The sequence below is a fragment of the Elusimicrobiota bacterium genome, assembly GCA_016218575.1.
In the GTDB taxonomy this organism is placed as follows: domain Bacteria; phylum Elusimicrobiota; class Elusimicrobia; order UBA1565; family UBA9628; genus JACRDN01.
Genome location: JACRDN010000005.1, coordinates 20,945 through 44,066, shown reverse-complemented (window position 1 = coordinate 44,066; position 23,122 = coordinate 20,945). Strand labels below are relative to the sequence as shown.

The following is a 23,122-nucleotide window of genomic DNA, read 5'->3' as shown; positions in this document are numbered from 1 at the left end:
AGCCGCCTAAAACTATTTCCGATACGCGGACGGCGGCTTGCCGAAATGCGCCCGAAACGAGTTTATGAACAGGCTTAAGCTCTCGAATCCGACGTCGTAGGCGATATCGGTGACGGGCAGGCTGGATTGGCGGAGGAGTCGCGCGGCCCTTTTCAGGCGCAGGTCCCGCAGATAGCTGTAAGGGCTATGTCCTGTCTGCTTTTTGAACATCCGGCTGAAATGAAAAGGGCTTAAGCCGACGCTTGAAGCTAAATCGTGCAGTTGGAGGCGATCCGCGAAGTGTTCCTCTATAAACTCCTTGGCCGCGCATACACTGTCTCGATGCCGCGTCCGTAGCGGCAGTTCGGGCCTGCGGCCTTCCCCCACAGACGTCGTTAGCTCGGCAAGGAGTTCCTGACCGACCTCATCGATGTTTAGGACGTCTTCTGCGGCGTCGGCCAGCCGCTTTATTCGCTCCTTGAGCATGATGAGCCGCGGATTCGCGCGCAGGACCGTAACCCGAACCTGACGAGGATCTTCCAGCAGCGACGGCTTTTTAAACTGAATGTCGATACAGCAGTCGCTGGGTATCTCCTCTTCGTGTCGGCATGAATAGAACCGGCCTGGAAGGGCCAAAATCGCCATCCGCGGGTTTATCTCGGCGCGTGCATCACGATCTCGATAATGCCAGCGCCCGGTCTCGGTAAAAATAAGATGATAACCCGTAAATTGTTCTTCGGATGGGTCGACGTGGGGTTCGGAGGAATGCTTGTGGGCGTTGACGCTGATGAGAGGAGTATCCACGATCAGGCTGGATCGAGTAGGCGTTTCGGCGCTCATAAGGCAACGGCGTCGGCTTCGATCTCGATCAGCATCGCCGGATCGATCAGACGGCACACCTCGACCATGGTTGTCGCCGGGCGGTTCTCCCCGAAGAATTCCCGATGTGCCTTGCCAAACTCGGCCCAGCGGCCGATGTCAGTCACGAACATCCGCGTGCGGACGATGCGGGTTCGGTCGCAGTCGAGGCTATTGAGAGCCTTCTCTATGATTTCTAGGCAGCGCTTGGCTTGGCCGTGGCCATCACCGGGAGCGAACACGCCGCCTTCTTGTGCCACCGAGGCCGTGCCGGTGACATAGATGTGATCGCCCGCCCGAATGGCGCGGCAATAGCCAACCTCGGTCTCCCATGGGGCTTTCGAGTATGCCCGCTCAAACTGCACTGGTTTCTCTTGGTGCGAAGCGCCGTCTCGCGCTTTCGGCTGAATCAAGTCGATTCGATTGCCGTAAAGGTCCTTAAAAACTGCGGCCTTCCCATAAATGTCATTCCAGGGCTCCTGGGCAAACTCAATGCCCGCCGAGCGAAAGGATTTGTAGTCCGCGTCTAAATTGTCGGTGTGAAGGAAAAAAAGAACTCGGCCGCCGGTTTGATTGCCAATGCTGGCGCGCTGTTGATCATCGACTGCTCTCGATAGAAGGATCTCGGAGCCCTGATTCCCTGGAGCTCTGAGGCGCACCCACCTCTTGCCGGTCGGTAGCTGAGTGTCTTCGATAACGGAAAATCCAAGCTTCCCGCAATAGAACTGTTTTGCCTCCTCGTAGTCACGAACAAGAAGCGCGGTATGAGCAACGCCGACGATCATCCTTTGCTCCCGAGCACGTTTTCTGCCAACGTTTTCTTGTAGACCGTCTGTGTCTTCACCTTGGCGAACCCTAATCTCTCGTAAAATGCATGCGCATCCTGGCGGACCACATTGGTTCGCACACGCAGGAAACGGCATCCGCGAGATTGCGCCCACCGTTCGGCCTTATCCATGAGCTTGCGCCCAAGTCCCGAACGCCGGAGTCCTGCGTCAACCACAAGTCCCATTACTTCGGCTTCTGATCCGCCATCGACCAGCAGAGGCTGCCGCTGGTGGACTTCGACCCAACCAGCCACCCGGCCATCTATCTCACCGATGAAAACGGCGCCGCTGTCGAGAGACTGGACTTTGATCAGTCGCGCAGAGACCTGCTCTGAGGAAGAAGGGTATCCGAGTTGAACGCTCAACTCAGCGAGGCGGGGTCCATCCTCAATAGCTGCTGGTCGAATGCCAACAGGGAGGGACAGCGTTTGTTTTGTCATCGTCCCCGGTGCTTTGCGTGAATGCAGAGAGCATTTCCTTCCGGGTCCAGCACCTCGGCCATGCGGCAGACCGATCCCGAGGACGGTTCGACCTTAATGGCGGCTCCATGGTCGCGCAGTTTATTCACCACGGCATCCACATCATCGACCTCGAAGGCTATTTGGCCGGAATTCGCGCTTGGTGTTGCGTCCTCGCCCATGGTCGTGATGGCAAAGCAACCATTATCGAGGTGGTATTCGATCCAGCCATCCTTGAAGTTCTTTGTGAGTTTCAATCCCAAAGCTTCCTCGTAGAACTTCCGGGCACGCGCCATATCCTTCACAGGATAAACCATAAAGGCAATATGCTTGATCGTTCCGGATTTCTTCGCCTGCCGCGCGGCTTCAACAATTGCTTTTTTCACGGCCGGCCCCCTTGAGTCGCGAAGTGGAATCAGTACTAACGACTTTTTTCAATGCGGCGCGCGCCAACAGTCGCGTCGAGAACTGGTGCTGGCGTGGTAGAGCCTAATTTTATCTATAGAGGCTTCGCCCCCTGGCTCTTGCTCATAACGCATCATCCTTGTGCCAGCACCGCTCCACTCATAACAGCATCCGCAAATAAAGAGTTGTTTATTTTACTAAATTCGTGATTTCTGACGATTGAGTTTGTCGGGCGCCTTCTCGACTGGTGCAGCAAGAAGCTGGAGGCGGCAGGCATGGGAAGGCGCTAGGCGACAGGAAGTGGCCGCACTCTCCATTCAGCTTGAAGGCCTTATTTATCCTTCTCACTAATTACGTCTTGGGGATTGGAAGCGTTTCGCTCGTAGCGGCAGATTGTGACGTTCGAAACCCCGATGGCCTCAGCTAACTCCTTCTGCTGAATACCCCGCTGGAGCCTGAAATTCAGGACTCCCGACATGCCAGGAGTCCTGAATTTGCGCCGAATGAACCGTAGCCGTTCACCCGTCACACCGTTGCGTTGAGCAGATTTTTCTGTTAGCCTTAGGGCATGAGGGCCGCGCTCTCCCTGATCTGCCTGGCGCTTGCGCTCTCCTACCCATCCGCTGAGGACGTTCGCGCACCCAACCTGCCCACTCTCAAAGACGTGCGAAAGGCTCTGGACGGATCAGCGACTACGCAGGAGCCCACAAGCAAGCCGATAACTCCGGCAACGCTGACTCCTTACCATAGTCATCCTCAGTCAGCGCTCGCTGCCGGAGCGCAATCCAAGATCGACATCAAACAGGTTGCAGACATCCTGAAAGAGGCCGGCGTGGCGGGCAGCGATGGGCTTAAGGACGCCGCACGCATTCATCAATGGATTGAGGACAACTTCGCAAGCAGTCCGGATGGGGGAAAAACCTCCGGAAAGTACACTGCCGCGAAGCTTCTTGAATCCCGCACGCTTGCGGGGTGCCATGACTGGGCGCTTGTGCTGGCGACGCTGCTGCGATCGGCGGGTTATCCCGCACTCATGGCCGATACGGCCAGCATCCCTTGGATGATGGATGTGCGAGCCGGCCGGCCTGTCCAAGAATATCGCGGTCATGTCTTCGTGGAAGCCTATATCGATGGCCGGTGGGTCCTTTTGGACTCGACGGGCCGCAGCTACATCGCCGATTATGATCCGGCGAATCCTTTTATACCCATGCAGGTCGGCGGCGATAATCGGTTTTGCGTCATGTTCAAGGGGTTGGACCCTTCTGGTTATGGCCTTGATTCAATTCGCCTAGGCGACTACATGGTCCGATTTTCGAAGGCCATCGATCCGATGAAGCTCAATGAGAAGAACGGACGGGTCCTCGATCTTCCGCGAGCGGGAGCGGAGCTCCCAGCGCTCTCCGAAGAGATTTTGGCTCGCCCGATGCAGGCCTACCCGTCGCGCGCGGGCGTCGTTCTGCAGTTCCCAAAGGCAGATCTCGATATACATATCGAAAAGACCAAAGGGGGGGGTTACTCGGCGCACCTCTACCGCTACGGCCGGGTTTTTGCAGAGTCCGTCAAGACGCTGTCCTTCTCCAACCTCGGCGAGCTGCGCAGCTACCTGCGCAGCCTTGAACCAACTGAATGACCAGCGGCAAGGAGCCCCGGAGACTGCAGACGCAGAACTCTGGGCAACAGGTTCTACGAAGAGGTCTTAGACTTCAAGCGGACTGCGACTGTGCCGGAAAAAGTAGCGGCAGATGGCAACCTTGGAGATGCCGAGAATTTTGGCAAGTTCAACCTGCTGCCTTTACAGCGGCCCCTCTTTTCATCTCATAGCGCCATTTCCATAGAAAGAAGATCGGCGGATACACCAGAAGCTCCATGATAAAACTCGTAAACAGCCCGCCGATCATGGGCGCGGCGATGCGTTTCATGACGTCGGAACCCGTCCCCAAGGACCACATGATCGGAATCAGACCCAAGAAGGCGCACGCCACCGTCATCAGCTTTGGCCGCACGCGCTTGACCGCTCCATGGATGACAGCCTCATTAAGGTCCTCCGCGGTGCGCATGCGGCCCTCGCGCACCCGCTCTTGGTAGGCCAGATCGAGGTAAAGGAGCATGAAGATGCCCGTCTCGGCGTCGAGCCCCATGAGCGCGATCATGCCGACCCAAACGGCGATCGAGACATTGTAGCCGAGGGCGAAGAGAAACCAGACGGCTCCGACCAGCGAGAACGGGACGGCCAGCATCACGATGCCCGTCTTCACCCAGGACTTCGTGTTCATGTACAGGAGAAAGAGGATTATGAAAATGGTCAGCGGCAGGACGATCTTCAGCCGCTCCCGCACTCGCACCATATTCTCGTACTGGCCGCTCCACTGAAGCGAGTACCCGGCCGGTAGGCGCAAGCCCTCGGCCACCCTCCTTTTGGCCTCCTCGACGTAGCCGCCGATGTCGCGGCCCGCCACATCCACATAAACATAGCCTGCCAGCAGGCCGTTCTCATTGCGGATCATCGCCGGCCCGAGCCGCAGCTCGATGTCTGCGAGCTGGGCAAGCGGGACCTGAGCGCCGCTCGTTGTGGGAACCAGGACGCGACGGAGCTTGGGCAAAGTGTCGCGCAGTTCTCGGGCGTAGCGGACGCTTACCGTGTAGCGCTCGCGGCCCTCGATGGTGGTCGTGACCGGCTCGCCTCCGATGGCGGACATAATGACCATCTCCGCCTCCTTGATGGTCAGTCCGTAGCGCGCGAGCTCCTCGCGCTTGAGGTCGAAGTCGAGGAAGTAACCGCCCGCGGTTCTCTCGGCATAGACGCTCCGGGTTCCGTCAATGCCTTGGAGCAAGCCCTCCAGCTCCGTGCCGAAGCGCTCCACCTCCTTCAAATCAGATCCGAATATTTTGATCCCGATCGGCGTGCGGACTCCCGTCGTCAGCATGTCGATGCGCGCCTTGATGGGCATGGTCCAGGCGTTGGTCACCCCCGGGAAGCGCATTTTTGAATCCATCTCGGAAATCAGTTCATCCCACGTGATGCGATCATTCCAAAGATGGCGCAGCGGCCGCTGTAGGAGCTCCGGCAGCCACGACGAATACCAGCGCGGCTTCTTTCGCCACTGGTCGCTAGGTTTCAAGACGACCGTCGTCTCCATCATGGAAAACGGCGCGGAGTCGGTCGAGGTGTCGGCGCGGCCGGCCTTGCCGAAGACGCTCTCCACCTCCGGAAAACTCCTGAGGATCTGGTCCTGGGTCTGAAGGAGCCCCTGGGCCTCGGTCACGGAAAGCCCCGGCAAGGTAGTCGGCATGTAGAGGATCGTCCCTTCGTTCAAGGGGGGCATGAACTCGGAACCGAGGCGCATGTAAACCGGCACTGTCGTCAGCACGAGCAGGGCGGCTGCGGCGACCGTCTTGTACGGGTTGCGCAGAACAAAGCGGCAGGCGGGCTCGTAGAAGCGGAAAAGGAGGCGGCTGACCGGGTGCTTCTCCTCGGGGTAGTATTTGCCCACGGTCGCCTGGTTGAGGATCCAGGAAAGCCACGCGGGCCGGAACGTGAAGTAGTCCATGCGCGAGAACATCATGCGCACCGCCGGGTCGAAAGTCACGGCGAGAATCGCGGCGATCGCCATCGCGAAGTTCTTCGTGTAGGCCAACGGCTTGAAAAGACGCCCTTCCTGATCCAAGAGCGTGAATATCGGCATGAAGGCGACGGCGATGACGAGCAGGGAAAAGAAGACGGCGGGCCCGACCTCCTGAAGCGCCTTGAGGCGGACCTCGTGGAAATCGCCCTGCCGCCCGCCCTCGATCCAGCGTTCGAGCTTCTTGTACGCGTTCTCCACCTCGACGATGGCGCCGTCGACCAGCACGCCGATGGATATGGCTATCCCGGAGATGGACATGATGTTCGAGGTCAGCCCCATGAAATACATGGGAATGAAGGTCAGAACGACCGAGACCGGGATCGTCACGATGGGAATGATGGCGGTCGGAAAGTGCCACAAGAACACCAGGATCACGAGGCTGACGATCAGAAGCTCCAGAAACAGCTCTTCTTTGAGCGTGGCGATCGAGCGCTCGATGAGCTCCGAGCGGTCATAGGTCGTGAGCACCTCAACGCCCTCGGGAAGCGACGGCCTGATCTCATTGAGCTTCGCCTTGACCCGCTTGATCACGTTGAGCGCGTTTTCTCCGTAGCGCATGATGACGATGCCGCCCACGGCGTCCCCTTCCCCATCGAGATCGGCGATGCCGCGCCGGATGTCTGGACCCAGCGCCACCTTGCCCAGGCTGCGGACCAGGACCGGGGTTCCTTTCGCGTCCCGCCCAACGACGATATTCTCGATATCCGAAATGGATGTGGCGTAACCGCGGCCCCGGACCATGTACTCCTTGCCGGCAAACTCAACCAGGCGCCCGCCCACGTCGTTGTTGCCGTCGCGGATGGCGTCGAGCACCTTCATGAGCGGGACGTTGTAGGCGATGAGGGCGTTCGGATCCAAATTGACCTGGTACTGCTTCTGAAAGCCGCCAACAGAGGCCACCTCCGCCACGCCGGGCACCGATTGCAGGTAGTAGCGCAGGTACCAATCCTGGAAGCCGCGCAGTTCGGCCAGATCATGGCGCCCGCTGGTGTCCTTAAGGGCGTACTGGAACACCCAGCCGACCCCCGTCGCGTCGGGCCCGAGCTGGGTCCGCACGCCCTCGGGAAGCTGGGCCTGGATTTTGCTGAGGTACTCGAGCACGCGCGTGCGCGCCCAATAGACGTCCGTCCCGTCTTGGAAGATCACGTAGACGTAGGAATAGCCGAAGTCGGAAAATCCTCGTATCGCCTTCACGCGCGGCGCGCCGAGGAGAGCCGTCACGATCGGATAAGTGACCTGGTCCTCGATGATGTCTGGCGAGCGGTCCCAGCGCGAGTAAACGATGACCTGCGTGTCGGACAAGTCCGGGATGGCGTCGAGCCGGGCGTGCTTGATGCTGTAGGCCGCGCCAGCGAGCGCTGCTCCGACAAGGATCAAGACGATGAACTTGTTTCTGGCCGACCAGGCGATCAGTTTCTCGATCATTTCAATGCCCGTGCCTGGGCGCGGTCTTCGGCTTGGCCCCGGCCTTCGACATCGCCGCCTTGAGCTTCGATTCGGAATCGATTAAAAATTGGGCGGAGGTGACCACTTTCTCGCCTTCTTGGACCCCGGACAGGAGCTCATAATAGCCGTCCGCCTCCCGCCCGACCGCCACTTCCCGCGGCTCGATGCGGCCCTCACCGAGATCCACGAAGGCGACGCTGCGCTCTCCGGTATCGATGACCGCCTCCTCGGGTATCGCGAGCCTGCGCCCCATCTCGACCTGGATCACCGCGTTGACGAACATCTCGAGCTTCAAGAGCCCCTCGGGATTTGGCACTTCGACGCGCGCCTTAAGCGAGCGCGTCTCGGCCGAGAGGATGGGGTCGACGGCCTTGATCCTCCCGTGGAACTTCTTGCCCGGATAGGCCGGGGTCGTGATCGTCACCGCCTGCCCTGGCTTGACCAAGCCGATCTCGTACTCGTAGATCTGGGCGTAGACCCAAACCGCGCCGCCCGGACTGCCCAGGAGGAGGTTCAGGGGCTGCTCGGATTTCACGCTCTCCTCTATCTGGGACTCCGAAAGGCCCATCTGCCGCAGACGCAGGTAGGCGGCGCGCACGAGGGCCTCGGCGCGCTCGTGGACGTCCGGATACGGACTGTCCTTGACCTTGCCCCGCGCGCGCGCGGCCTCGCGGTACTCGGCCAGAGCGTTGTAGAGGTCCGGGTCGTAGGCCACTCGCCCGCTCGCCCTCACGGTCACGCGCAGGTCTCGGCGCTCGACCGGAGCGGACTTCATCCCGATCATTTGACGGCGCTCGGCCGAGATCACGGTCGTCGCCTGGCCCGGCACCGTCTCGGCCGCCCTCTCCTCCTCGGCGTAAACCGGAACGTAGTCCATCCCCATCTCATCCTTCTTGGGAACCGGCGAGGAAACCTCCGGCCGCATCGGATGGCGGTAATAGAGCACCTGCCCCTTCTTGGGCGGCGTTTGGAACGCTTCGGCCACGTGGACGCCGCACACCGGGCAAGACACCTTCTGCCCCGGCTCAAGCGGCAGTTCCATGAGGCAGTTCGCCATCTTGCAGTTGTGCAGCAAGCACGTCTTTTTCCCCGTGACGGCCTCTCCCGCCCTAGACGAGGAGCCGTCCGCTTCGACCGGCACGAGCGACATGCCGCAGATCGGGCAGTCGCCCGGCCTTTCGGAGCTGTAGCTCGGATGCATCGGGCAGCGGTATCTTGGCGCCGCGGCGCGCCGCGACTGGCCGATGCCGTCGTGGCGCAGCCAACGCGCCGTGAAGGCGCCGGCGGCGGCAAGCGCGGCCAGCAAGGCCAGGATCAAAACTTTTCGTCTCATGGCTTACAACCTCCTTCCGACCGCGCGCTCCAGCTCCGACAGCCGGAGCTGATAATCAGCGAGAGTCTGATAGTATTCCAGCCTGAAGTTCAACAGGGAGCGCTCCGCGTCCAAAAGGTCGAGAAAGCTGGTCTTCTCCGCCTGATAGCCGGCCTCGGCGACGCGCAATGCCGCCTCCGCCTGCGGAAGCACCGTCGTTCGAAATATTTCCGAGAGCCTTTGCGCCGTCTCTACGCGGATGCGCGCTGTCTTGAGGTCGGCGAGAGTCATGACCTCCATGGCTCTAAGCTCCGCCTCGGACATCTCCTTCTCGGCCTTGGCCTCTGCGATCATCGCGGCGGGCCTCCAGAACCACAACGGGACCGAGAATCCAAGGACGCCGTCCTGCGTGCTGCCCCTGGTCGGATCCCAACGGCGGCGATATTGAAGCATCAAGCTGGGAAGATATTCCGATCGAGCAAGGCTCACTGAGCGCGCGGCTCGCTCGGCCCCGATTCTAGCTCCGGCGAGCTCCGGGCGCTGCGCGAGAGCCGAGTCCCTGAGCTCCTCGAGAGGCGCAGGGGCTTTGGGCGGTTCCGGTTCGCCCGGCGTCCCCAAAAGCTCGCCCGCGTCCCGGCCGAGCAATGCGTTGAGCATCGCCTGCGCGGCCTCGCTGTCTTGAAGGAGCACCAGGCTCATGTTCAACATCTTGGTAAGCTCCACCTGGGCCTTGAGCGCGTCCGACTGGCTGGCGCGCCCGGCCGTGTATTTGGACTCCGCCACCTTGGAAAAGCGCTTCATCAGCTCGACGTGCTCGTTGGATATGTCGATGCTGCGGTGCGCCAGGTAGTACATCGCGTAAGCGGCGCGGACTCCGGAGAGGACATCTCGAACCTTCGCCCGATATTCCTGTTCGGCGATGCCGGCGTCCTGCCGGGCTAGGGCGTGCCTGAGGTAGAGACTCGTGGGGAAAGGCAGCTCTTGGGTGATGGAGAAGGAGCGCTCATCGGCGCCGGCGGCAAGGCTCTTGCCCGCGGGAGCGTACATCCTCTCGATATCCAGCCGCGGCTTTTCCGGAGTCGCCGCTTGAACGGCGCGGTGCCTGACAGCATCCCAGCGCCTCTTGGCCGAGAGAATTCCCGGGTTGGAAGCCTCGGCCAAGTCCAGCGCCTGGCTCAAGGTGAAGAAGGGCGCTGAGGGCGCCTGGGAGGCCCGCGCCCCAGCAAACTGGCCGCAAGCGGCCAAGACCGCGGCTAATCCCAAGAATAAACGTGAATATCCGATGGCACAATCTATCATAAATCTCATATGCGCTTTTCTCCTCCAGGCAAGCGATGGCGAAACACAAGGCCGACAAACGGCTACGCCGAGAGGGCGGGGGGAGCGCGGGGCAAGCAAGCGGCAAGGGGCGACAAGCCGGGCGGAGGCCGTCCGGAATCGGACTCAACGGCCGCGACGCCGATCAAAACCTCGCGGGCGCCGGAATCGAGGAGGCAGAGGAAGGGCTGGTCATCTGGAACCGGAGGCGAGACATAAGGCTGAGCCGGCGCCCGAAGGCAACAGTCTCCACCCTGATGCCCCTGCCGGTCCTTCGGTATTCGTTTTGACGGGCAACAGGAGTGCGGGCTTGCGAGTCCGGCCAATGAGGAGAGCGCGGCCACGCAGGGGCAAACCCCGAGAATCAACGCGATGGCGCCGCTCAAAAGAATCTTGGCCTTCATTCGTCATGAGTATAGGTTACTATTGCTGCTTGCGCAATACTCCTTTCGCGGCGCAGGATCTCGGCGCGGATCTGCTCAGCGAGGGCCGGCGATCTTAGCAAAATCACGGCCGGGTTCGTTGCGCCGAATTTTGGCTATAATCCCCTGGTGCACCAAGCGCCCTTGCCGCTTCTCACCGACATCGGCCTCGGCATCATTTTCGCGGCCGCGGCCGGCAATCTCCTACGACTCCTGGGACAACCGCTCATCCTGGGCTATGTCCTGGGGGGAATTCTCCTGGGACCCCAGTTGGGCCTCGGCCTGGTAAACGACCCCGCCAGCATCGAACTCATCTCCGAAATCGGCCTTATCCTCCTCCTTTTCATCATCGGCCTCGAGATCAACCTGCGGGAGCTCTCGAGCATGGGCCGGGCCGTGTTTTTCCTTGGGACGATCCAGTTCCTCTCCTGCCTCGCCTTGGGGCTCGGCTACTTCTCCTCCTTGGGCTCGTGGATGGCGCCGTGCCTCTATGACCGCCTCTACCTGGCCCTGGCCCTGGCCTTGAGCTCGACCTTGATCGTGGTAAAGCTCCTCCACGACAAATTCGAGGTCGCCACCACGCCCGGCCGGCTCACGATCGGAGTGCTCGTGCTCCAGGACCTATGGGCCATCCTTTTCATGGCATTCCAACCGAACCTCCTCCATCCAGAGCTGGCCTCGGTGCTCAAGTCCCTGGGGCAGGGTGCGGTGCTCGTGGCCCTGGCCTTCGGCGCCAGCCGGCATCTCTTGGGACGAATCCTCCACGCCGCGGGAAAGGCCCCGGAGCTGGTGCTCCTGACTTCCCTGGCCTGGTGCTTCTCCCTCTGCGGCCTGGCTCAAAGCGCGGGCCTGTCCAAGGAAATGGGGGCTCTGATCGCGGGAATGAGCATCGCCGCCTTCCCTTATGGAGCCGACGTCGCGGCCAAGCTTTCCGGGGTCCGCGACTTTTTCGTCACATTGTTTTTCGTGTCTCTGGGCCTTAAATTCCCAAACCCGACGGGGGAAACCCTGGCCGCGGCGGGAGTCGCGGTGGGCGTGGTCCTGGCGACGCGCCTCTTGACCGTAGCGCCCGCAGCGCGGCTCCTGGGCCTGGGCCTCAGAACCGGCCTGGTCGCGGCCTTAAACCTGGCGCAGATCAGCGAGTTCTCGCTCGTGATATTGGCCCTGGGCGCGGGCTACGGCCATGTCTCCTCCGGGCTGCCATCCCTTCTGCTCATGGCCATGCTTTCGGCCTCGGTTCTGTCCACCTACATCATCATGTTCAACGATCCCCTGGCCCGCGGTATTATGGCGCTTCTGGGCCGCTTCGGCATCGCGGAGAAAACCGGGCCAGGCAGCCGCCCAGAAGAGGTGAAGGCCCGGGACATCGTGCTTCTAGGCTGCTACAGGGAAGGAGAGGCTTTCCTGCGGGTCGTGGAATCGGACTGGCCCGAGGCCAAGGAACGGATTCTCGTGGTGGACTACAACCCCGCCTTGAGAAGCCGCCTCGAAAAAAGAGGCTTTCTCTGGGTCTATGGGGACTTGGCCCATCCCGAAACCCTCGAGCATTTGAAGATCGAGCAGGCCCGTCTCGTCATCTGCTCTCTTTCGGACACCTTCCTCAAGGGCACCTCCAACCGCAGGCTCCTGGGGCATTTGAAGCGCCTGGCTCCAGAGGCCCGGCTCATTCTGACCGCCGAGGAAACGGCAGAGGCCGAGCATCTTTTGGCCGCGGGGGCGCAAGAGGTGATCCTTCCCAACAAGCTTGCAGGCGGCCGCCTCTTCGAGCTTATGCGCCGGAGCCTGGCGGGGTGAAAATCCAGCGCACGACCGCCTCCGTAAGATCGGCGGCCAAGCTCGTGTAAGCGATGCGCGCCCCGGCCAGGCTCAAGACCGGGCTCGGCGCGTACACCGTCTCTTGATGGTTGACGTCCCCCAGGACCGCGAAGCGCGAACCCGGCATGATCTGGCTCAAGGTCGGAATGATCCCGTCGTTTTGGCGCCCGTAGAGTTCCGGAATGAGGCGGCTCCTGATATTGCCCTGCAGGCCCCCCGAAGACGACCAGGTCGCCATCGAGAAGAGCCGGATGCCGGGGTCGAGCCAAGAACCGTCAGCGGCCCGCTCGGCGCGGTAAGCCTGGGACAGCTCCTCCACCGCCCGCATCCAGTCCCTGGGGATCGCGGCCCCCAGGCGGGACGGGACCAGGAGACGGCTGCCCAGCATGGCGGCATGGTAGAGCCAGGGGTGGGACAGGGCCCAATCAGCGGTGGGAGTGCCCCAGTGCGGAGTCTGCAAGGTGACCAAGGCCCTCACCCGGGACTGGAGAGAAGGCCTGAGCCTCAACGCCTCCAGAAAATCCGTCCCGCCCTTGCTGTGGGTCAAGGCCACGACAGGCATGCGGGCCTCTTCTATGGCCGAGGCAAGGACCTCTGCGTTGTCCGCAGCCGGACCCAGGGGGTCGGTCGGCACGAAGCGCCCCTCGAGACCCAAATAGGTCAGCCTGCCCAGGTTCGGCTTTAAATAGCCCGGCAAGAGGTCCCAACTGATCCCGGGGATTAGAAGGTAGGAATACCTCCCGGCCATGGCGGGCAGGGACCCGGCCTTGCTGGCGGCCACGGCTTGAAGTTCTTTATAAAGGGGACCGGACTCCTCGGAGGTTCCGAGCATCCGCGCCTCGGGGAAGAACTCCGGGCGGGCCAAGGCCTCGAAAGGCGTAGGGCGGGGAAGGCGGGAAGGCGCCGTCCCGCCCCAGGCCGAAGTGGAAACGCCGAGAATGAGGCCGGCGACGATGGGGGAAAGACGTTTTCGCATTGGGGGCCGCCGATTCTCAGAGATTTTAGCTTATTTTGCTAGAATACCTCATGGTGCGGGAGCGTCTCCTGTGGACCGTTCTTCTTTTGTCCGTCTGTTTTAGCGCCTGCTCCCGGCGCTCGAACCAATTTTCCCTGGACGTGACTTTGCCGAGGCTCTCGGGCGGCGAGGGAAAATCCCTTGCCTCTTGCCCGACTCCCAAGTGCCTGACCGTGTACGTAGCCCCCTGGTGCGGCTACTGCCGCGCGGCGACCCCGACCTTCCTGGCGCTCAGGACCTACCTCCAGGGTCAGGACGTGGCCACCCGCTTCGTGGTGGGACTTTCCAGAGGAGAAGACCTCCGACAATACGCCCAGGTCTTCGGCCCGGACACCTTGCTCGATCCCGAGGGCCGGCTCAAGCTGTCCGGTGGGGTGCCGCATTTCGTGGTCTCGACCCGGGACGGCCGGATCCTGCGCGACGTGGCCGGCTACCCCATGGGAGTGGATAGCATCCCCGAATTCGCCTCTTATTACGGATTGCCCTAGGAGCCAACCCATGAGAATCGGAGTGCCGAAGGAGATCAAGAACAGGGAGCATCGGGTCGGGCTCGTTCCAGGCGGGGCCAAGGCCTTGGCCAGCGACGGCCACGCCGTTTTCATCGAGAAGGGGGCCGGCGTCGGCTCGGGCATCACGGACCAGGAGTACATCGAGGCCGGGGCCAAGATCGTGGCCGACAAGAAAAAGCTCTTCGCCGAAAGCGACATGATCGTCAAGGTCAAGGAACCCCTGGAGGCGGAATACCCCTATTTTCATGAAGGCCAGATTCTCTACACCTACCTCCACCTGGCCGCCGCCCCCGGACTGACCCGCTTCCTCGAGAAAACCGAGGTGAAGGCCGTGGCTTACGAGACGATCCAGCTCAAGGACGGCAGCCTCCCGCTCCTGACCCCCATGAGCGAGGTGGCCGGCAAGATGGCGGTCCAACTCGGGGCGCAATTTTTGGAAAAGCACTACGGCGGCCGGGGCATCCTCCTGGGGGGAGTGCCGGGGGTCAACCGCGCGGTGGTGAGCATCATCGGAGGAGGTGTCGTCGGCATCAACGCCGCCAAGATAGCGGTCGGCATGGGCGCACGGGTAAACATCCTCGACATCTCCGCCTCGCGCCTGGCCTATCTCGACGACGTCTTCGGCAACGCGGTCACGACCTTGATGAGCCACGATGAGAACATCACCAACGCCGTGCTGAGCTCGGACCTGGTCATCGGCGCCGTGCTTATCCCCGGGGCCAGGGCGCCGCACCTGGTCACGGCAGGCATGATCAAAAGGATGCGCCCGGGCTCGGTCGTGGTGGACGTGGCCGTGGACCAGGGGGGCTGCATCGAGACCTGCGAGACGACAAGCCACGACAACCCGGTGCTCGTCAAGCACGGGGTCCTGCATTACGCCGTGCCCAACATCCCCGGGGCCGTGCCCAATACATCTACTTACGCCCTCACCAACGTCACCTTGAAGTACGCCCGCGCCATCGCGCGCCTTGGCCTCGAGGAGGCCGTGCGCCACGACGAGGCCCTGCGCAAGGGAGTCAACGTCTACAAGGGCAAGGTCACCTGCCCCGGCGTGGCCCAGGCCTGCGGGGAGCAGTCCCAGGAAATCCTGGCGCTGCTCTAAGCGCCGGCGACCACATGAAGAGTGGGCCGGTACAGGGGTATTCCGGGAATTGCTTTTGCCGGAGCGTTTGTTTTCATGCTGTTTCAATTTTTCTAATCGTGAGCGCTCCACGGTGCCTCACAATCCTGCAGTTTTATTCAATTTCCTTGAGCATTCTTTCCGCGGTCTCGCGGTAGCCGACGTCTCGCGTGGTCTCTATGATCTCACGGTAGAGGCGGATCGCCTTCTCCCTTTGCCCGGACTTCTTGTACAGGAAGGCGACCATGCTCTTGATCATGGTCGGACAATCCGGCTGGCCCAGGACCGGCTCCAAGAGCCTCACCGATTGCGCGATGTCCCCGCGCTTGTGGAATCCGATGGCCGCTATGTAGGCGTGGAATTGGAAGTTGCCGGGGTCGCGCTTGAGCCCGTACTCAAGGAGCCCCAAGGCCTCCTGCGGGCGGTTGAGGTTGAAGGCCAGGGCCCCGGCGGAAAATAGCGCGGGATAGCTGAACTTGGGGTCTATGTCCAAGAGGCGCCTGGCCCGCGGCCCGAGCTCCGGATAAAATCCGCCGCCCCAGGAGCGCTCGGGATGATCGGAGTCGAAAGGCTCGTGATGGTGCCCCGGTTCGCCCTCGTGCGCCTCACGCGAGTCTGGCTCGGGCGTGCCGTAATAGACGAGGAGGCGAATGAGGCCGAGGTCGGCCGCCAGGCGCCTCATCCCGAAACTCATAAGAGACGCGCTCTCGACGGCGTTATCCGCGCTCAGCCTCACTCCCAGGGGATCGCGGGACGCGGACGGGCCCAGCCGGAGGGCGGCCAGGTTGAGCGCGGCGCTGGCGGCCAGGGCCCAAAGCATCAGAACTCCTTTTTTCTGAGGTATAGGCAGGCCAAGCCCAGCCACACCCCGGCGTAGGCCGCGGCGTAGGCCAGGGGAACGAAAAAGGCCTGCTGGCCCGAGCCCAGATGATCGCGATAATTGAGGAGCTGGAGGTTCGGAATGACGTAGGATAAAATCGTCAGCGGAACCATGGCGGCCCGGGCCGAACCCCAGGCGATCATGAAGCGAATCTCGGGAAGAAAATGCCCGAGACTCCAAAGTATCGCGGAGATGCAGAGCGCGGTGAGGGCCGACGAAGAAAAGAGGGCCATGAAGGTCGTGAGCGCCGCGGCCAAGGAGACTTTGAGGAATGAGCCCCACAGCGCCAAAAAGTAGCCCCACTGCCACTCCCACCCCTTGACGAAAAGAAGCGAAAGATGCGCCGCGGCCATGAGAAGCATCGAAGCCAGGATAGAGAGCAAAAGCCCGATGAAGCGCCCCAGCAAATACTGGCCCCGGCTCACGGGCCTGGTGAGGATCAGATAAATGGTCTTGGTCTCCATCTCCCTCAAGATGATCGTGGCGGCGCCATACGCGGCTCCCGCCAAGGCCATGAGCTCGATGAAGCTCAAGCCGAAATCCAGGAGCACCCGCAGCTCCTGGTCCGCGGCCAAGAGCCCCAGGAGAAGGCTCACGTACAAGGTGACGCCGCCGAAGATGACGGCGAGCATGTAGAAGCGGCTTCTCAAATTCTCCTGCCAGGAATTGAAGGCGATGATCCAGACGTTTCTCACCGCACCGTCTCCACGAACAGCTCCTCCAGACGCCCCGGCCTGGCCCGCCATTCATCCTGGCGCAAAGTGCGCACCAGGCGCCCCTCCTTGAGCACGCCCACGCGGTGGCAGACCTTTTCGAGCTCCGATATGCTGTGGGAGGATATCACCAAAGTTTTCCCTTTGAGGCTGAGATCCAGGAGGGTATCGCGAAACTCCTTGATGGCCAGGGGATCGAGGCCGCTCACGGGCTCGTCTAGGATGATGACCTGGGGATCATGAAGGACCGCTTGGGCCAGGCCGATGCGCTGGACCGTGCCCTTGGAAAGTTCCCGAATCTTGCGCCGGGCCTGGGACGCGAGCCCGACGGCCTCGAGGGTGCGGGAAATCCTCTCCCCTAGGCCCGCTTCGGCAAGGCCGGAGAGGCGGGCGTAGAAGCGCAAGGATTCCTCGGGAGTGAGGAACGGGTAGAAATAGGGAAGCTCGGGGAGAAACCCAACCTGGGCATAGGCCTGAGCAGAGGAGGGGGCAAGCCCAAGAAGGCTCACCGAGCCCCGGGTCGGGCGCAGGAGGCCGAGGGCCAGCTTGAACGTGGTGGTTTTGCCACTGCCGTTGAGTCCGAGCAAGCCGAAGGCCTCTCCGGCTTCCACGGTCAAATCCAGGCCCTCGATGCCGCGGCTATAGGTCGTTTTTCCCAAATGCGAGCGGGAATAGACCTTGGAAACGCTCCTAAAGGCTAGAGCTTCACCCATCTCACGCTGGTGATTCCCTCGATTTTCTCGAGCTTGCGGCGCAGGGCCAAATCCGCCTCTTCATCCACCGTAAGCACCATGACGGCCTGCCCATGGGGAGCGTGCCGCCCGACGCGCATGTCCGAGATGTTGATGCCGCTTTGGCCCAAAAGACCTCCCACCTTGCCGATCATCCCGGGAGTGTCGCGATTGGTCAAGACGATCATTTTCCCGCGCGGCCGGACCTCGACGCTCAAGTCCCCCAGACGCACGATCCGGGGCTCTCCCTGGGACATCAAGGCCCCGCTCACCGAAACCGGGCCCTTGTCGGTGACGGCGGTCAAGGTAATGAGCTGGCGGTAGCCTTGGCGCGCCGCGGGATCGGCCGAGTCCGAGGTTTTGATGCCCCGCTCGTTGGCCAGCACCGGAGCGCTCACATAGGTAACGCCCTGGGCGAGCATGGTCGAAAGAAGCCCCTTCAAGGCCGCCACGGACAAGGGCCGCCGCTGGGAGGGTTTGAACTCGCCCTGCAGGTTGCAGTCGAGCTCCCTCAAGCCCGAATCGATCATCTGCCCCAAGAACCGGCCCATGATCTCGGCCAAATCCAGGAGCTCTCCCAGGGATTTGAGGGTCTCGGCGTCGAAGCCGGGAAGATTCAAGGCGTTAAAGGCTATCCCCTTCTCGTAAAAGGAGATGACGCTCTGGGAAAGCTCGGCCGCCACCTTGCTTTGGGCTTCCTGGGTCGAGGCTCCGAGGTGGGGAGTCAAAATCACCTGAGGGAACTGCCGCAAGGGGCTTTTGGGATCCAAGGGCTCGCCCTCGAAAACATCGAGGGCGGCCCCTCCGAGCCGGCCTGAGGAGAGTGCTTGGACGAGCGCTGCCTCGTCTATGAGCTCCCCGCGGGCGCAGTTGATGAGGCGCCCGCCCTTCTTCATCCAGGACAAGGTCTCGGCGTTCATGAGACGGCGGGTCTTCTCAGAGGCCGGGGCGTGCAAGGTGACAAAATCGCTTTCGCCCAGCAAAGTCCTCAAGTCAGAGAGCTCGACGCCGAGCTCTCGCGCCTGCTCGGCGGAGATGAAAGGATCCAGGGCCAGCACCGGCATGCCGAAGGCCAGCGCCCTCTTGGCCACCTCCCTGCCGATCCGGCCCAGGCCCACGATGCCCAGGGTCTTGCCCTGGAGCTCGGTCCCCATCCATTTGGCGCGCTGCCAGCGCCCGCCCTTGACGTCGGCATCGGCCTGGGCAATGTTGCGGGAAAGAGCCAGCATGAGCCCGAAGGTATGCTCGCAGGCCGCGATGGTATTGGCGGAGGGGGCATTGACCACGGCGATGCCCTTCAAGGTCGCGGCCTGAACGTCGATGTTGTCCACCCCGACCCCGGCGCGGCCGATGAGGCGCAGGTCCGGAGCCTTCTCGATCCAGGCCTTGGTGACCTTGGTCTCTGAACGCACCAGCCACGCCCCCGTCCCGGATAGGAACTTCTCGAGCTTTTCAGGAGAGGGGTGGAGCTCGTAGCAAAGCTCGATGCCGGGATGGTTCTGGAGGGACTCGAGCCCCTCCAAGTCTATCGCGTCGGTGACCAGGACCTTCATTCAGCGCTTGGAGGCGCCGGCGTGGGCGAGATGTTTTGCCAAAGCCTCGAGGCCCGCGTCCACATCCGCCCGGGTGATGTAGCCCATGTGGGCGATGCGGATGATCTTTCCCTTCAGGTGCATCTGCCCGCCCGCGATCGAGATGCGCTCCTGGCGCAGGATATCCGCGATCAAGGCGTTGCCGTCCGTGCCCTCCGGCAGGCGCAAGGCCGTGAGGATGTTGGCCGGATCCTTGGCGAACAGGGAGAGCCCGAGCTTGGCCTGGGCCTGCTCGCGGGTGTGAGCCGCGAGCTCCCCTGTCCTCTTCCACACGTTCTCGATCCCCTCCTGGCGGATAAGGCGCAGGGCCTCGGCCTGGCCCGCCACCAAGGTGACTCCGGGAGTGTAGGGGGTCTCCCGGTCGGCCAGGGATTTTTTCATGGCGCGCCAGTCGAAGTAAAAGCGGGGGAGCTTGGCGGCCTCGACCGCCTTCCAGGCCCGTGCCGAAACCGCGGCGAAGGCAAGCCCAGGAGCGTTCATGAGCCCCTTTTGGGAGCCGGTCAAGACCACGTCGAGATTCCAGGCATCGGTCTCGAGCCTCTCGGCCGCCAGGCCAGAAACGGAGTCCACGACCACGAGGGCCTGCGAGTTCTCACGGACGACGGCGGACAAGGCCTCGATGTCGTTGACCACGCCGGTCGAGGTGTCGGTGTGCTGAAGAAAAACCGCCTTCGTCCCGGGATTGGCCTTCAAAGCCTCCTTGAGGCGCTCCGGGGAGGCCGCGCGGCCCCATTCCTCGCTTATCACCGCCGGAGACAAGCCGTAGCTCTTGAGGATGGAAACAAATCGGTCCCCGAAAGCGCCGGTGGTGTGAACGAGGGGCTTATCCCCCGGCGAGAGGATATTGGCCACCGCCGATTCCATGGAGCCGGTACCAGAGGTCGTCATCATGAGCACCGTATTCTTGGTCCGATAGACGTACTGCATCTCTGCGATCACATACTCGAAAAGCCTGCCGAACTCCTCGGTGCGGTGGTGCAGAATGGGCTGGGCCATGGCCTGGGACACGGAAGGCGGCAAGGGCGTAGGGCCCGGAGTCAATAAAATGTATTTCTCGGCGCTCATGAAAGGCCTCCTGGAGGGGGGGGGATGGCGGGCCGCTGCGGCGGGCCGGGAGGCAGCCACGCCGGGCCCGAGGGCGCAGCCTTCCGCATCTCGGGAGCCGTCGCTTGGCCCAAGGCCAGACTTAGCACCTCATCCATGGCCCTGACCGGCAGCATCTTGAGCTCGGCCAGGATCTCGGCGGGGATGTCTTCCAAGTCCTTCTGGTTGAGTTCTGGGTAAAGCACGGTCTTGAGCCCCTCGCGATGGGCGGCCAGGACCTTCTCCTTGAGGCCGCCGATGGGAAGGACCCGTCCGCGCAAGGTGATCTCGCCGGTCATGGCGATGCCGGCAAGAACCGGCCGGCCGCTCATGAGGCTGGCCAAGGCAGTCGCCAGGGCGATTCCGGCCGAAGGGCCGTCCTTGGGCGTGGCCCCTTCCGGGACATGGATGTGGTAGTCCACGTCCTTGAAGGACTCGGGGGGAATTCCCAGCTCCTTGGCCCTGGCCTTGATGTAGGAGAAAGCGGCCTGGGCGGACTCGAGCATCACCGAGCCGAGCTTGCCGGTGAGCCTGAGCTCGCCCTTGCCGGGCATGGAGACGGCCTCGATGGCCATGGTGACCCCGCCCACCTCGGTCCAGGCCAGCCCGGTCGAGACTCCCACGGCGTTGAAGGAGTTGCGCTCGCGTTGGAATTTAGGAATGCCCAAGTATTGGGGCAAATTGCCCTCGTCGATTTTGACGGGCTTCTTCAAGTCTGAGGCGAAGGCCGTGGCCACCTTGCGGGAGAGCGCGGCCATCTCGCGGTCCAGGCTCCTCACCCCGGCCTCGCGCGTGTATTCTTCGATGATTCGGTCGACGGCGGTCTCCGTCACCGCCACCAGCTTGGGGTTTATCCCGTGGGCCTTGAGCTGCTTGGGCAGAAGGTGCTTGACCGCGATGAGGCGCTTTTCCTGGTGGGTGTAGCCCGCAAAGCGCAGTATCTCGAGCCGGTCCTGCAGGCTCATGGGAATCCCCTCCAGAGTGTTGGCCGTGCAGATGAACATCACCTGGGAAAGATCGAACTCGACGTCGAGGTAATGGTCGAGGAAGGCCGCATTCTGCTCAGGGTCCAGGACCTCCAGCAGGGCGGCCGCGGGGTCCCCGCGCCAGTCCATGCCCATCTTGTCTATCTCGTCGAGAAGGAATAGCGGGTTGCGGCTGCCGGCCTTGCGCAGGGACTGGATGATGCGCCCGGGAAGCGACCCGATATAGGTCCGGCGGTGGCCGCGGATCTCGGCCTCGTCGCGCACGCCGCCCAAGGACAGGCGCACGAATTTGCGGCCCATGGAGCTGGCGATGGAGCGTCCCATGGAGGTCTTGCCGACCCCGGGGGGCCCGACGAAGCAGAGAATGGGGCCCTTCAAGCCCTTGGTCAGGCGGCAGACGGCCAGATGCTCCAAAATCCTTTCCTTTATCTTCTTTAGGTTATAGTGGTCCTGGTCGAGAACGGCCTCGGCGCGCTTCAAGTCCAGGTTGTCCCGGGTGCGCTTGGACCAGGGCAGATGGGTCATCCAATCGAGGTAGGTCCTGGAGACCGTGGACTCCGGAGAATAGGGCATCATCTTCTCCAGGCGCCCCAGTTCCTTCAAGGCCGCCTCCTCCGCGGTCTTGGGCATGGCCGCCTCCTTGACGGCCTTGCGCAAATCCTCGATCTCCACCGCGAAATCGTCCTTTTGCCGAAGCTCCTTCTGGATCGCCTTCATCTGCTCCGTGAGGTAGTACTCTTTCTGGGTCTTCTCGATCTGGCTCTTGACCCGGCTGTGTATCTTCTTTTCCAAGGCCAGGATCTCGATCTCGGCCTTCAAGTACTCCAAAATCTTCTCCAAGCGCTCCTTGACATCCAAGGTCTCGAGAATGGCCTGGCGCTCCGGGGTCTTGGCCAGGGAATTGGCGGCCACGGTGTCAGCGAGCTGCCCTGGATCATCCAGGGACTTGATCGCGGTCAGGATGTCGCCCGCGGGTCTGCGGCCGAGCTTGGAGTGCTCCTCGAAAAGCTCGACGGCATGGCGCATCAGGGCCTTGAGCTCAGGGGTGGGCCGGGCGGGCTCGTCGGGATACTCGAGGCAGGCCTCCCAATACCCGTTCTCTTGGGAAAACTCGATCGCCTTGATTTTCGCGCGGGAAAGGCCCTGCAGGAAGACCTTCAAGGTGCCGTCGGGCATCTTGAGAAACTGAACGATCTCGGTCAATACTCCCATCTCGAAAAGGTCCTTGGGCTGGGGATCCTCGAGCTGCATCTCGCGCTGGGCCACCACGCACAGGAGCTTCTCTGGAACGCGCATGGCGGCCTCAAGGGCCTTCACGGATTTGGCCCGCCCCACCGACAGGGGCAGAACCATTTGCGGGAAAACGACAACGTCGCGCACCGCCAGGAGCGCCAGGCGCTGGGGGCGCTTCAAGGCTCTAGGGGAGCTCATTTCTTGTTTCCAGGCAGAACATGATCCACCAGTCCGTACGTCTTGGCCTCCTCCGCGGAAAGGTAGTAATTGCGCTCCATATCCTGGCGCAGCTTCTCTGGGCTCTGCCCGGAATGCTGGGCCAGTATGGCGATGAGTTTCTCCTTGGTCCGAGACATCTCAGCGGCCTCGATGACGATGTCGCTGGCCTGCCCGGAGAGCCCGCCCCGTATCAGGGGCTGGTGGATCATGACGCGGGCATGAGGAAGAATGTAGCGGCTGCCCTTGGCCCCCGCGGCCAAGAGCACCGCCCCGAAGGACATGGCCATGCCCATGCACATGGTGGTGATGGGAGCCTTGATATACTGCATGGTGTCGTAGACCGCCATGCCCGCGGTCACCATGCCGCCGGGGGAGTTGATATAAAGGCTGATCTCCTTCTCGGAATCCTCGGCGTCGAGGTAGAGCAGCTGGGAGATGATGATGTTGGCCGAGTCGGTGGTGACCACTCCCTCGGTCCCGCCGGCGAACACGATGCGCTCCTTGAGCAGGCGCGAGAAGATGTCGTAGCCGACGGCCGAGCCCTGGTTCCACTTTTCAAGAATCGTTGGAATGATCATG

21 protein-coding genes and 1 pseudogene are annotated in these 23,122 nt (G+C 62.1%); 4 read left to right on the top strand and 18 right to left on the bottom strand.

Features of this window, described 5'->3' with window-relative positions; all coding sequences use genetic code 11:
• Positions 1-12: 12 nt before the first annotated feature.
• From HY921_00710 to HY921_00685, 6 genes and pseudogenes are all read right to left on the bottom strand, one after another.
• Complete coding sequence (locus HY921_00710) at positions 13-819, bottom strand: helix-turn-helix transcriptional regulator (GenBank protein MBI5629385.1); 807 nt, start codon at positions 817-819, stop codon at positions 13-15.
• Positions 816-1,202 carry a RidA family protein gene (locus HY921_00705; protein MBI5629384.1) on the bottom strand — a complete coding sequence of 129 codons (387 nt, stop codon included), beginning with the start codon at positions 1,200-1,202 and terminating at the stop codon, positions 816-818. Before HY921_00705 ends, HY921_00710 begins: the two co-directional genes overlap by 4 nt.
• A gap of 36 nt (positions 1,203-1,238) precedes the next feature.
• Positions 1,239-1,622: pseudogene (locus HY921_00700) on the bottom strand (VOC family protein).
• Complete coding sequence (locus HY921_00695) at positions 1,619-2,104, bottom strand: GNAT family N-acetyltransferase (GenBank protein MBI5629383.1); 486 nt, start codon at positions 2,102-2,104, stop codon at positions 1,619-1,621. The pseudogene HY921_00700 and the gene HY921_00695 overlap by 4 nt, the downstream one beginning before the upstream one ends.
• Positions 2,101-2,439 carry a VOC family protein gene (locus HY921_00690; protein MBI5629382.1) on the bottom strand — a complete coding sequence of 113 codons (339 nt, stop codon included), beginning with the start codon at positions 2,437-2,439 and terminating at the stop codon, positions 2,101-2,103. Before HY921_00690 ends, HY921_00695 begins: the two co-directional genes overlap by 4 nt.
• Positions 2,440-2,858: 419 nt before the next feature.
• Positions 2,859-3,005 carry a helix-turn-helix transcriptional regulator gene (locus HY921_00685; protein MBI5629381.1) on the bottom strand — a complete coding sequence of 49 codons (147 nt, stop codon included), beginning with the start codon at positions 3,003-3,005 and terminating at the stop codon, positions 2,859-2,861.
• A gap of 90 nt (positions 3,006-3,095) precedes the next feature.
• On the opposite strand from HY921_00685, the gene HY921_00680 reads away from it, so the two are divergent.
• The gene (locus HY921_00680) at positions 3,096-4,157 is read left to right on the top strand and encodes a transglutaminase domain-containing protein (GenBank protein MBI5629380.1); all 1,062 of its coding nucleotides are present in this window, start codon (positions 3,096-3,098) and stop codon (positions 4,155-4,157) included.
• A 148-nt stretch (positions 4,158-4,305) separates the two neighbouring features.
• Here the strand turns inward: HY921_00680 and HY921_00675 are convergent, their stop codons facing one another.
• The 4 genes from HY921_00675 to HY921_00660 all read right to left on the bottom strand — a co-directional run bounded on the left by HY921_00675 (position 4,306) and on the right by HY921_00660 (position 10,629).
• Entirely contained in the window at positions 4,306-7,575 is a 3,270-nt protein-coding gene (locus HY921_00675; GenBank protein MBI5629379.1) for an efflux RND transporter permease subunit, read from the bottom strand.
• Position 7,576: 1 nt separating this feature from the next.
• Positions 7,577-8,929: an efflux RND transporter periplasmic adaptor subunit gene (locus tag HY921_00670; GenBank protein ID MBI5629378.1), complete on the bottom strand. Its 1,353-nt coding sequence runs from the start codon at positions 8,927-8,929 to the stop codon at positions 7,577-7,579.
• 3 nt (positions 8,930-8,932) lie between these two features.
• The gene (locus HY921_00665; protein ID MBI5629377.1) at positions 8,933-10,171 is read right to left on the bottom strand and encodes a TolC family protein; all 1,239 of its coding nucleotides are present in this window, start codon (positions 10,169-10,171) and stop codon (positions 8,933-8,935) included.
• Between the two features lie 98 nt (positions 10,172-10,269).
• Positions 10,270-10,629, bottom strand: coding sequence for a hypothetical protein (locus tag HY921_00660; GenBank protein MBI5629376.1), 360 nt, complete (start codon positions 10,627-10,629; stop codon positions 10,270-10,272).
• 147 nt (positions 10,630-10,776) lie between these two features.
• Here HY921_00660 and HY921_00655 point away from each other — a divergent pair, with 147 nt between their 5' ends.
• The gene (locus tag HY921_00655) at positions 10,777-12,441 is read left to right on the top strand and encodes a cation:proton antiporter (protein MBI5629375.1); all 1,665 of its coding nucleotides are present in this window, start codon (positions 10,777-10,779) and stop codon (positions 12,439-12,441) included.
• Here the strand turns inward: HY921_00655 and HY921_00650 are convergent.
• Complete coding sequence (locus tag HY921_00650; GenBank protein MBI5629374.1) at positions 12,416-13,438, bottom strand: hypothetical protein; 1,023 nt, start codon at positions 13,436-13,438, stop codon at positions 12,416-12,418. The two genes, HY921_00655 and HY921_00650, sit on opposite strands and share 26 nt — an antisense overlap.
• A gap of 50 nt (positions 13,439-13,488) precedes the next feature.
• On the opposite strand from HY921_00650, the gene HY921_00645 reads away from it, so the two are divergent.
• Together HY921_00645 and ald are read left to right on the top strand one after the other, a co-directional pair.
• Positions 13,489-13,965 (top strand): hypothetical protein, encoded by a 477-nt coding sequence (locus HY921_00645; GenBank protein ID MBI5629373.1) that lies wholly within the window; start codon positions 13,489-13,491, stop codon positions 13,963-13,965.
• Positions 13,966-13,975: 10 nt separating this feature from the next.
• On the top strand, positions 13,976-15,088 hold the full coding sequence (gene ald, locus HY921_00640) for an alanine dehydrogenase (protein MBI5629372.1): 1,113 nt from the start codon (positions 13,976-13,978) through the stop codon (positions 15,086-15,088).
• 133 nt (positions 15,089-15,221) lie between these two features.
• Here the strand turns inward: ald and HY921_00635 are convergent, their stop codons facing one another.
• The 7 genes from HY921_00635 to HY921_00605 are packed head-to-tail and all read right to left on the bottom strand — an operon-like array spanning position 15,222 to position 23,121.
• Positions 15,222-15,926 carry a hypothetical protein gene (locus HY921_00635; protein ID MBI5629371.1) on the bottom strand — a complete coding sequence of 235 codons (705 nt, stop codon included), beginning with the start codon at positions 15,924-15,926 and terminating at the stop codon, positions 15,222-15,224.
• Positions 15,926-16,681, bottom strand: a complete 756-nt coding sequence (locus HY921_00630; protein MBI5629370.1) for an ABC transporter permease subunit — start codon at positions 16,679-16,681, stop codon at positions 15,926-15,928. The genes HY921_00635 and HY921_00630 overlap by 1 nt, the downstream gene beginning before the upstream one ends.
• Positions 16,678-17,412: an ABC transporter ATP-binding protein gene (locus HY921_00625; protein ID MBI5629369.1), complete on the bottom strand. Its 735-nt coding sequence runs from the start codon at positions 17,410-17,412 to the stop codon at positions 16,678-16,680. The genes HY921_00630 and HY921_00625 overlap by 4 nt, the downstream gene beginning before the upstream one ends.
• On the bottom strand, positions 17,397-18,983 hold the full coding sequence (locus tag HY921_00620; GenBank protein ID MBI5629368.1) for a phosphoglycerate dehydrogenase: 1,587 nt from the start codon (positions 18,981-18,983) through the stop codon (positions 17,397-17,399). Before HY921_00620 ends, HY921_00625 begins: the two co-directional genes overlap by 16 nt.
• Positions 18,984-20,087, bottom strand: a complete 1,104-nt coding sequence (locus HY921_00615) for an alanine--glyoxylate aminotransferase family protein (GenBank protein ID MBI5629367.1) — start codon at positions 20,085-20,087, stop codon at positions 18,984-18,986.
• Positions 20,084-22,522 carry an endopeptidase La gene (gene lon / locus HY921_00610; protein ID MBI5629366.1) on the bottom strand — a complete coding sequence of 813 codons (2,439 nt, stop codon included), beginning with the start codon at positions 22,520-22,522 and terminating at the stop codon, positions 20,084-20,086. Before lon ends, HY921_00615 begins: the two co-directional genes overlap by 4 nt.
• Positions 22,519-23,121 carry an ATP-dependent Clp protease proteolytic subunit gene (locus HY921_00605; GenBank protein MBI5629365.1) on the bottom strand — a complete coding sequence of 201 codons (603 nt, stop codon included), beginning with the start codon at positions 23,119-23,121 and terminating at the stop codon, positions 22,519-22,521. Before HY921_00605 ends, lon begins: the two co-directional genes overlap by 4 nt.
• Position 23,122: the final 1 nt, after the last annotated feature.